Origin of the sequence: Citrobacter sp. wls613, assembly GCF_005281195.1 — a bacterium.
GTDB lineage: Bacteria > Pseudomonadota > Gammaproteobacteria > Enterobacterales > Enterobacteriaceae > Citrobacter > Citrobacter gillenii.
Genome location: NZ_SZXN01000056.1, coordinates 1 through 10,039, shown reverse-complemented (window position 1 = coordinate 10,039; position 10,039 = coordinate 1). Strand labels below are relative to the sequence as shown.

Genomic DNA, 10,039 nt, shown 5'->3' with positions numbered 1-10,039 from the left:
GAACATGCCAGTGCATGTTCCGCTTTTTTTATTATCTGATTACCGGGGGTATAACCCCGCGAGCCTTACAGGCTCTCAGTAAAGGTACGGGCAATAACGTCGCGCTGCTGTTCTGGAGTCAGTGAGTTGAAACGCACCGCATAACCAGAAACACGAATAGTCAGCTGCGGGTATTTTTCCGGGTGCTTAACCGCATCTTCCAGCGTTTCACGACGCAGAACGTTAACGTTCAGGTGCTGGCCACCTTCTACGCGAACTTCTGGCTGTACGTCTACCGGTACTTCACGGTATTCGATTTCGCCCAGTTTGCTGACGGCAACGACTTCATCAGCAGAGAAACCTGCTTTAGCAACGATGCAGCGTGCTTCGCCTTTTTCGCTGTCCAGCAGCCAGAAAGAGTTCAGCAGGTCGTCGTTTGCAGCTTTAGTAATCTGGATACCTGTAATCATGTTGATGCCTCCCCGGCAAAATTATTTGATTTCGGTTGGCCGTCGCGCGGCCAATTGGTAAAACCATTGTTGCTTGAGTGTATATATACCCCTCGCACACCCTTGATTCCTTGATTTAAATCAATAAAAACCACACACACAAAGTGGTGATGAGTGGATTTTATTGTTTTACATCAACTTACGCTATGCGTGTAGATAAAATTTTTACATAAATTTTCAACTATCTTTAAGGGGTAGTCCCTTGAGAATCGTAGAGAATTTTGCGCCCCAGAGAGAAGCAGTTAAGCTAGGGGGAATGAAATTCGCAGGAGAGCGAGATGACTACCGAATTAACCTGGCACGATGTGCTGACCGAAGAAAAACAGCAACCCTATTTTGTTAACACTTTGCATACCGTCGCCGGTGAACGCCAGTCAGGCATGACGATTTACCCGCCGCAAAAAGATGTGTTTAACGCATTTCGCTTTACCGAGCTTGGCGATGTGAAAGTTGTCATCCTGGGACAGGACCCTTACCACGGTCCCGGCCAGGCGCATGGCCTCGCGTTTTCTGTGCGCCCAGGCGTAGCCACTCCACCGTCATTACTGAATATGTATAAAGAACTCGAAGCGACGGTCCCGGGCTTTACACGCCCCACGCACGGGTATCTGGAAAGCTGGGCACGTCAGGGGGTACTGTTACTGAACACCGTCCTTACCGTCCGGGCAGGACAGGCACATTCGCATGCCAGTCTGGGCTGGGAAACCTTTACGGATAAAGTCATTAGCCTGATTAACGAGCACCGTGAAGGCGTGGTGTTTTTACTCTGGGGCGCGCACGCGCAGAAGAAAGGGGCCATTATTGACGCGCAGCGTCACCATATTCTGAAAGCGCCGCATCCGTCTCCGCTCTCGGCACACCGCGGATTCTTTGGCTGCAATCACTTTGTTCTGGCAAATGAGTGGCTGGACAAACGCGGTGAAAAACCGATCGACTGGATGCCGGTGCTGCCGGCTGAGAGCGAGTAAAAAAATGCCAGCGATTCGCTGGCATTTTTACTATCAGGCTTTGTTCTGACGCCACCACTCCGCGAGCAGGACGCCCGTCGCGACGGAGACATTGAGCGTTTCTACATTGCCCGTACCGTCGATGGCTACGCACAGATCGTCTGCAGAACATGCTGCTTCCGGTAGCGCATCACGCTCGCGGCCTAACACTAGCACCATTTTTTCTGGCAGCGTGGTGTTGAACAACGGCTTACCTTTGTCGCTGGAGGTCATCACGACCGTGTAGCCTGCTTTGCGGAAATCATCCAGCACATCCACAATACTGTCGCCAGTGATCGGTTGCACGTGCTCGGCACCGCCTTCCGCGGTACGGATAGCTGCACCGGATTCCAGCAGCGCGGCATCCTGTACGACCACGCCTTTCACACCGAAGTGAGCGCAACTGCGCATCATGCCGCCCAGGTTATGCGGGTTGGCGATATCTTCCAGCGCCAGTACGCAATCCTGCGCCCCTGCCTGGCCAACCCACTGCTTAACGGTTGTACCGTTACGTTTTTTAATCAGGAAACACACGCCGCCATGGTGTTCAGTACCGGAAGCTTTCGCCAGTTCGGCTTCGTCAACCACGTGGTAGGCTTTGCGGTTTGCCGCCATCCAGCGTAATGCTTCTTTAAATCGTGGTGTCACGCTCTGGACAAACCAGGCGCGGACAATGGCGTCCGGACGGCTCTGGAACAGCGCCTGACAGGCATTCTCACCGTAAACGCGGGTTTCTTCCGCACGCTGACGACGTAATACTTCAGGATCGATAAAGCTCTTGCCGCTGATCCCACCGTGATCGGCTTTTTCCGCTACGTCATCGCTCGGCGCGCGGGATACGGTACGCCACGGTGAGTCTTCACGTTTACGGTCGCGTTCAACATCGCGGTCACGTCCACGATCGCGGCCACGTTCACTGTTCGGACCCTTTCTGTCATCACGGGCAGGGCGACGACCGCCTTCGGCTCGGGAAGTACCTGGGCGACCGCCGCCTTTACCGGTACGTGGATTTTGGGTGCGCTTGTCCGAGTCATCGTCACTGCGGACGTACATCACTTTGACCTTGCCGTTTTTGTTCTTCAGTTCGTCGCTCATTTCTTTTCTCCACCTGCTCTGCGCGAAGCGCGCAGATTACCCGATGTGCACGTCGTTAGCCATTATTTCATTTAAAAGCTTATGACTATTGTACTCATTGAATAAAACGCATTGCTGTTTAAAACAGTCTCCCCGATAATATGTAACATAACAGAAACATATCGGCGTGATTGCCGCGAAGTCCACCCTACTCATCCAGAGGTTAGTTATGAATACCGTTTGTACCAGCTGCCAGGCTATCAACCGCATCCCCGAAGATCGTGTTCAGGATACGGCCAAATGCGGACGCTGTGGTCACGACCTGTTTGACGGTGAGGTGATCAATGCGACCGGTGCTACGCTGGATAAGCTGTTAAAAGACGATCTTCCGGTGGTGGTCGATTTCTGGGCGCCATGGTGTGGCCCATGCCGTAACTTCGCCCCCATTTTTGAAGATGTCGCTGAAGAGCGTAGCGGTAAAGTGCGTTTTGTTAAAGTGAATACCGAAGCTGAACGCGAACTCAGCGCACGTTTCGGCATCCGCAGCATTCCGACCATTATGATATTCAAGAAAGGTGAAGTCGTCGATATGCTCAATGGCGCAGTGCCTAAAGCCCCGTTTGATAGCTGGCTTAACGAATCATTATAATCTCTACGGGGCACATCTTGTGCCCCGTTTTGTCCTCTGCGACAATAGCATTTTTCAACGTGCTTCCCGATGACCAATAACGCCGTTCTCCAGTTACGTGCCGAGCGCCTTGCGCGCGCCACGCGCCCTTTTCTTGCCCGAGGTAACCGTATTCGCCGCTGCCAGCGCTGCTTACTGCCGCTGAAACTGTGCCTGTGCGAAACGCTGAGACCTGCCCAGGCGAAGAGTCGTTTTTGCCTGGTAATGTTTGACACCGAACCGATGAAACCCAGCAACACCGGGCGTTTGATTGCTGATATTCTGCCGGATACCGCCGCGTTTCAGTGGTCTCGCACCGAGCCACCGTCAGCGCTGCTTGAACTGGTGAACAATCCGGATTATCAACCGATGGTGGTCTTCCCGGCATCTTATGCCGACGAGGGCCGTGAGGTCATTTTCACGCCACCTACGGGTAAAACACCGTTGTTCATTATGCTTGATGGCACCTGGCCAGAAGCGCGCAAAATGTTCCGTAAAAGTCCGTACCTCGATAACCTGCCGGTTATCTCCGTCGATTTATCACGTCTTTCCGCTTACCGTCTGCGCGAAGCCCATGCCGAGGGGCAGTATTGCACCGCCGAAGTGGCGATTGCCTTACTGGATCTGGCTGGAGACACACAGGCAGCCGAAGGATTAAGTGAGCACTTCACGCTTTTTAAAACTCGCTACCTGGCAGGAAAAACCCAACATCAGGGAAGCGTCACAGCAGACTCGACAGAAAACGTTTAAAATCATCCGGTCACTGGTGTCATTAAGGAAGCCGATATGAGTCAACGTGGTCTGGAAGCGCTACTGCGACCAAAATCCATTGCGGTGATTGGGGCGTCAATGAAGCCCAATCGTGCGGGTTACCTGATGATGCGTAACTTACTGGCCGGCGGCTTTAATGGACCGGTTTTACCGGTGACGCCGGCCTGGAAAGCAGTGTTGGGCGTGCTGGCCTGGCCCACTATCGCCAGCCTGCCTTTTTCTCCCGATCTCGCCGTGCTGTGTACCAATGCCAGCCGCAACCTGACGCTGCTGGAGGCGCTAGGCGAGAAAGGCTGCAAAACCTGTATTATTTTGTCAGCGCCCACGGCGCAGCACGCTGAACTGCTGGTCTGCGCATCACGCTACAACATACGTTTGCTCGGCCCCAACAGCCTGGGGCTTCTCGCCCCCTGGCAGGGGCTTAACGCCAGTTTTTCACCGGTACCGATTAAACGCGGCAAGCTGGCATTTATTTCCCAGTCGGCGGCGATTTCCAACACCATTCTGGACTGGGCGCAGCAGCGCGACATGGGGTTTTCCTGGTTTATTGCCCTGGGTGACAGTCTGGACATTGACGTTGATGAGCTGCTTGATTACCTGGCCCGCGACAGTAAAACCAGTGCGATTTTGCTCTACCTTGAACATTTGAGCGATGCCCGCCGTTTTGTCTCGGCGGCACGTAGCGCATCGCGTAACAAACCCATTTTGGTGATTAAAAGCGGTCGCAGCCCGGCGGCTCAGCGCTTGCTGCATACCAGCTCGGGGATGGACCCAGCCTGGGACGCCGCCATTCAGCGTGCCGGTCTGCTGCGCGTGCAGGACACACACGAGCTTTTCTCAGCGGTGGAAACCCTCAGCCACATGCGCCCTTTACGTGGCGACAGGCTGATGATCATCAGTAATGGTGCCGCCCCTGCTGCACTGGCTTTAGATGAGCTGTGGTCGCGAAACGGCAAACTGGCCACGCTAAGCGAAGAGACCTGCCAGAAACTACGCGATGCGTTACCAACCCACGTTGATATCGCCAACCCACTGGATTTGCGCGACGATGCCAGCAGTGAGCATTACGTTAAAACGCTGAATATTTTACTCGCCAGCCAGGATTTCGACGCCCTGATGGTCATCCACTCGCCTAGCGCAGCCGCACCTGGCACCGAAAGCGCCCAGTCGCTGATTGAGGCGGTGAAACAACATCCGCGCGGCAAGTTTGTCTCCTTACTCACTAACTGGTGCGGGGAGTTTTCATCCCAGGAAGCACGCAGGTTGTTTAGTGAAGCGGGATTACCCACCTATCGTACACCGGAAGGCACCATCACCGCGTTTATGCATATGGTTGAATACCGGCGTAACCAGAAGCAACTGCGTGAAACACCAGTGCTCCCTGACAGCCTGACGGCCAACACCGCCGAGGCACATAATCTGTTACAACAGGCGATTGCTGACGGGGCAACATCGCTGGATACGCATGAAGTTCAGCCTATTTTGCACGCCTATGGCTTGCACACGCTGCCCACCTGGATTGCCAGCGACAGCGCAGAAGCCGTACACATCGCCGAGCAAATTGGTTATCCGGTAGCGCTCAAGCTACGTTCTCCCGATATCCCGCATAAATCGGAAGTTCAAGGGGTTATGCTCTACCTGCGAACGGCAACCGAAGTGCAGCAGGCCGCCAATGCGATTTTTGATCGGGTGAAAATGGCCTGGCCGCAGGCGCGTATCCACGGTTTGCTTGTCCAGAGTATGGCTAACCGCGCGGGGGCTCAGGAACTGCGCGTGGTCGTCGAACACGATCCGGTATTTGGGCCACTCATTATGTTGGGAGAAGGTGGCGTAGAGTGGCGACCGGAAGAGCAAGCCGTGGTGGCATTGCCGCCGCTGAACATGAACCTCGCACGATATCTGGTTATCCAGGGGATCAAAAACAAAAAGATTCGCGCCCGCAGTGCGCTACGTCCTTTAGACGTCGCCGGTTTAAGCCAGCTTTTGGTTCAGGTGTCCAATTTGATCGTCGATTGCCCGGAAATTCAACGTCTGGATATCCACCCATTACTGGCATCCGCCGGTGAATTCACCGCCCTCGATGTTACGCTGGATATTGCCCCCTTCACGGGCGACAACGAAAGCAGACTGGCCGTGCGTCCCTATCCTCATCAGCTTGAAGAGTGGGTCGAAATGAAAAATGGTGAACGCTGCCTGTTCCGCCCTATTCTGCCGGAGGATGAACCCCATCTGCAGCAGTTCATTTCGCAAGTGACGAAGGAAGATCTGTATTACCGCTATTTCAGTGAGATCAATGAATTTACCCATGAAGATTTAGCCAATATGACGCAGATCGACTACGATCGGGAAATGGCCTTTGTGGCGGTACGTTGCCGTGATAACACTGAAGAGATCCTCGGCGTGACGCGCGCAATTTCCGATCCCGATAACATCGATGCCGAATTTGCCGTACTGGTACGATCGGATCTCAAAGGGCTGGGGCTCGGGCGGCGATTGATGGAAAAATTAATTACCTACACCCGAGATCACGGACTGAGACGTCTGAATGGTATTACGATGCCGAACAATCGGGGGATGGTCGCCCTGGCCCGAAAACTCGGGTTTGCTGTAGACGTCCAGCTCGAAGAGGGAATTGTTGGGCTAACGCTTAATCTGGCCCAATATGAGGAATCGTGAGTAAGGTACTGGAAATGTTGACCACTTTAACGGGTACTGGTGTTATCATTGCTCGCTTATGTCGTCTGCATAGCACAGAGGACCCTTCAATGAACAGAGAAGAAATGCACTGTGATGTTGTCAAAATTTAAGCGTAATAAACATCAACAACACCTTGCCCAACTACCGAAGATTTCTCAATCAGTTGATGATGTAGATTTCTTTTATGCTCCCGCTAATTTCAGGGAGACTCTGCTGGAGAAAATAGCCAGCGCGACGCGACGTATTTGCATCATCGCCCTGTATCTGGAACAGGACGACGGTGGCAAAGGCATCCTCGACGCGCTTTATGCGGCTAAGCGGCAGCGTCCTGAGCTTGATATCCGGGTGCTTGTCGACTGGCATCGTGCCCAGCGCGGACGCATTGGCGCAGCAGCGTCTAATACCAACGCTGACTGGTACTGCCGAATGGCGCAAGAAAATCCAGGGATCGATATTCCGGTCTACGGCGTACCGATTAACACCCGTGAAGCGCTTGGCGTCCTGCATTTCAAAGGCTTTATCATCGATGATAGCGTTCTGTATAGCGGCGCCAGCCTGAACGACGTTTACCTACATCAGCATGATAAATATCGCTACGATCGCTACCAGTTGATTCGCAATGCGCAAATGGCTGACATCATGTTCGACTGGGTCACGCAGAACCTGATGAATGGTCGCGGCGTGAATCGTCTTGATGATATCAATCGCCCTAAAAGCCCGGAAATTAAAAACGACATCCGCCTGTATCGTCAGGAATTACGTGATGCGTCATTCCATTTCCAGGGTAATGCGGATAATGAACAGCTTTCGGTGACGCCTCTGGTTGGGCTCGGAAAATCCAGTCTGCTGAATAAGACCATTTTCCATCTGATGCCCTGCGCAGAGCAGAAACTCACAATCTGTACTCCTTATTTCAACCTGCCAGCGATACTGGTGCGCAATATTATCCAGCTTCTGCGTGAAGGGAAAAAGGTTGAAATTATCGTGGGCGATAAGACCGCTAACGACTTTTTCATCCCGGAAGATGAGCCGTTTAAGATTATCGGCGCGCTGCCCTATCTGTATGAAATAAACCTTCGCCGCTTCCTGAGCCGACTGCAGTATTACGTTAATACCGATCAACTGGTCGTACGCTTATGGAAAGATGATGACAATACTTATCATCTGAAAGGCATGTGGGTGGATGATAAATGGATGCTGCTCACCGGCAACAACCTTAACCCTCGAGCCTGGCGCCTGGATCTGGAAAACGCCATTCTGATCCACGATCCTAAGCAGGAACTGACTCTTCAGCGTGAGAAAGAGCTGGAGCTCATCCGCACACATACTACCGTTGTTAAGCACTATCGCGACCTGCAGAGTATTGCCGACTATCCGGTTAAAGTGCGTAAGCTCATCCGTCGACTCCGCCGTATCCGAATCGACAGATTAATCAGCCGTATTCTGTAACCTGAACCCCGTCGCTGACGGGGTTTTTCCTATGGAGACGACGGTGCGCCTGTTTATTCTCGCCAGTATCCTGATACTTTCTGGTTGTAGCCATATGGCGAACGACAACTGGAGTGGGCAAGACAAAGCACAACACTTTATTGCCTCAGCCATGCTGGCCGCCGCCGGTAACGAGTACGCTCAGCATCAGGGAAACAGCGCCGATCGCAGCGCTGCCATCGGTTTCATGTTCTCCATTAGCCTTGGCGCATCAAAAGAACTTTGGGACAGCCGCCCCACAGGAAGCGGCTGGAGTTGGAAAGATTTTGCCTGGGATGTCGCCGGCGCATCTACCGGCTATGCCGTCTGGCAAATGGCCCATCATTAGAGGCGCAGGCCTTTACCTTTGCGGTGCAGCAGTAATGAGACAAAGAATGCAACCACGGCCAGAGCGGTGACGTACCAGAAAAATGTGGTTTCCATACCAACGGACTTCAGCGACAGCGCAACATATTCGGCCGATCCACCAAACAAGGCATTCGCCACTGCATAAGACAATCCTACCCCCAACGCGCGGACCTGCGCCGGAAACATTTCGGCCTTCAGAATGCCACTGATTGAAGTGTAGAAACTGACGATCAACAAGGCACACATGACCAGACCAAATGCCATATACGGGGAGGTTACATTCTGCAACGCCGTCAGGATAGGAACGGTAAACAACGTGGCTAATGCGCCAAAACACAGCATCGAGGTACGGCGGCCAATTTTATCTGACAACGCGCCGAATAGCGGCTGTACCAGCATAAACACGCACAGTGCCGCCGTCATTATACCGCTGGCCACGTTGGCATGCATACCTGCCGTATTCACCAGGTACTTCTGCATGTAGGTGGTGAAGGTATAGAAACACAACGAACCCGCAGCAGTAAATCCGAGCACCATCACGAAGGCCTTACGGTTACGCCATAGCCCTTTCAGGGAGCCTGCTTCTTTCAGCGCACGCACATCCTGTTTTGAGGTTTCATCTAACTGACGACGTAACCAAAGCGCGACAATCGCCAGTACGGCTCCCAGCGCAAAGGGAATACGCCAGCCCCATGCTCTGAGCGCTGAGTCTTCTAACGTTTGCTGTAATATCACCACAACCAGCAATGCCAAAAGTTGCCCACCAATCAAGGTCACGTATTGGAATGAGGCATAAAACCCTTTCTTACCTTCCACGGCGACTTCACTCATGTAGGTCGCACTGGTGCCATATTCTCCGCCAACAGACAGCCCCTGAAATAATCTGGCGAGCAGCAGCAGCGCAGGTGCCCAAGTGCCAATGGTTTCATACCCCGGCAGACAGGCGATCACCAGCGATCCCATACACATCATGCATACTGACAATAACATGGACTTTTTACGTCCGTGCTTATCGGCTATCCGGCCAAAAATCCATCCGCCAATAGGCCGCATCAGAAACCCTGCGGCGAAAACCCCAGCAGTCTGTAACAGTTGTGTGGTGGTGTTTCCTTAAGGAAAAAAGATATGGGCAAAATAGAGGGAACAGAAAGAGTAGATGTAGAAGTCAAACCATTCGACCAGATTCCCTGATGATGCCCCTACGATTGCCCATATACGACGACGGGTGTCGCTGTCCGTCAGCACCCGATTCTCAGTTACACTGCTATCAGCCATTAGAATTGTACCCCTGCCAAGGATCTTGTGAATTTATCAATGATGTCTAGTGCATTTTTAGTGAATGAGATGTTATATAATTGTTATTTTTTATTATGGGATATATATCACATTTTTAATTAGCAGGGAAAGGTTTCGGATTTTTACGAGGAGGGAAGGACAGATTTTTGCAGGACGGATAAAGCACTGACGCGGCTATCCACCCGCTTTTACATACAACAGACGCAAAAAAGCCCATCCGTCAG

The 10,039-nt window shown here is 52.6% G+C and carries 8 protein-coding genes and 1 pseudogene; 6 read left to right on the top strand and 3 right to left on the bottom strand.

From position 1 onward, the window contains the following. Window positions 1–65: 65 nt before the first annotated feature. Window positions 66–449, bottom strand: a complete 384-nt coding sequence (gene grcA, locus FDX01_RS10240) for an autonomous glycyl radical cofactor GrcA (protein WP_096756118.1) — start codon at window positions 447–449, stop codon at window positions 66–68. Between the two features lie 317 nt (window positions 450–766). Here grcA and ung point away from each other — a divergent pair, with 317 nt between their 5' ends. Further along, on the top strand, window positions 767–1,456 hold the full coding sequence (gene ung / locus FDX01_RS10235; protein WP_137399725.1) for a uracil-DNA glycosylase: 690 nt from the start codon (window positions 767–769) through the stop codon (window positions 1,454–1,456). Window positions 1,457–1,489: 33 nt separating this feature from the next. Here the strand turns inward: ung and FDX01_RS10230 are convergent, their stop codons facing one another. After that, window positions 1,490–2,569 (bottom strand): tRNA/rRNA methyltransferase, encoded by a 1,080-nt coding sequence (locus tag FDX01_RS10230; RefSeq protein WP_096756115.1) that lies wholly within the window; start codon window positions 2,567–2,569, stop codon window positions 1,490–1,492. Between the two features lie 208 nt (window positions 2,570–2,777). Between FDX01_RS10230 and trxC the strand changes: the two genes are divergently transcribed. The 5 genes from trxC to FDX01_RS10205 all read left to right on the top strand — a co-directional run bounded on the left by trxC (window position 2,778) and on the right by FDX01_RS10205 (window position 8,499). After that, a complete protein-coding gene (gene trxC, locus FDX01_RS10225) occupies window positions 2,778–3,197 on the top strand; it encodes a thioredoxin TrxC (protein ID WP_045446319.1) in 420 nt (139 codons plus the stop codon). Between the two features lie 69 nt (window positions 3,198–3,266). Next, window positions 3,267–3,965 (top strand): tRNA-uridine aminocarboxypropyltransferase, encoded by a 699-nt coding sequence (tapT, locus tag FDX01_RS10220; protein ID WP_096756114.1) that lies wholly within the window; start codon window positions 3,267–3,269, stop codon window positions 3,963–3,965. Window positions 3,966–4,001: 36 nt separating this feature from the next. After that, complete coding sequence (gene pat, locus FDX01_RS10215) at window positions 4,002–6,662, top strand: protein lysine acetyltransferase (RefSeq protein WP_137399724.1); 2,661 nt, start codon at window positions 4,002–4,004, stop codon at window positions 6,660–6,662. Window positions 6,663–6,776: 114 nt separating this feature from the next. Continuing rightward, window positions 6,777–8,132 carry a CDP-diacylglycerol--serine O-phosphatidyltransferase gene (pssA, locus tag FDX01_RS10210; RefSeq protein WP_117343486.1) on the top strand — a complete coding sequence of 452 codons (1,356 nt, stop codon included), beginning with the start codon at window positions 6,777–6,779 and terminating at the stop codon, window positions 8,130–8,132. A 43-nt stretch (window positions 8,133–8,175) separates the two neighbouring features. Then, window positions 8,176–8,499: a YfiM family lipoprotein gene (locus FDX01_RS10205; protein WP_137361873.1), complete on the top strand. Its 324-nt coding sequence runs from the start codon at window positions 8,176–8,178 to the stop codon at window positions 8,497–8,499. Here FDX01_RS10205 and FDX01_RS10200 read toward each other — a convergent pair. Next, a pseudogene (locus tag FDX01_RS10200) lies at window positions 8,496–9,794 on the bottom strand (MFS transporter). The gene FDX01_RS10205 and the pseudogene FDX01_RS10200 sit on opposite strands and share 4 nt — an antisense overlap. Window positions 9,795–10,039: the final 245 nt, after the last annotated feature.

Excerpts from the sequence above, each read along its gene's own strand:
- grcA (WP_096756118.1), bottom strand. The coding sequence starts at position 449 with ATGATTACAGGTATCCAGATTACTAAAGCTGCAAACGACGACCTGCTG.
- ung (WP_137399725.1), top strand. The coding sequence starts at position 767 with ATGACTACCGAATTAACCTGGCACGATGTGCTGACCGAAGAAAAACAG.
- FDX01_RS10230 (WP_096756115.1), bottom strand. The coding sequence starts at position 2,569 with ATGAGCGACGAACTGAAGAACAAAAACGGCAAGGTCAAAGTGATGTAC.
- trxC (WP_045446319.1), top strand. The coding sequence starts at position 2,778 with ATGAATACCGTTTGTACCAGCTGCCAGGCTATCAACCGCATCCCCGAA.
- tapT (WP_096756114.1), top strand. The coding sequence starts at position 3,267 with ATGACCAATAACGCCGTTCTCCAGTTACGTGCCGAGCGCCTTGCGCGC.
- pat (WP_137399724.1), top strand. The coding sequence starts at position 4,002 with ATGAGTCAACGTGGTCTGGAAGCGCTACTGCGACCAAAATCCATTGCG.
- pssA (WP_117343486.1), top strand. The coding sequence starts at position 6,777 with ATGTTGTCAAAATTTAAGCGTAATAAACATCAACAACACCTTGCCCAA.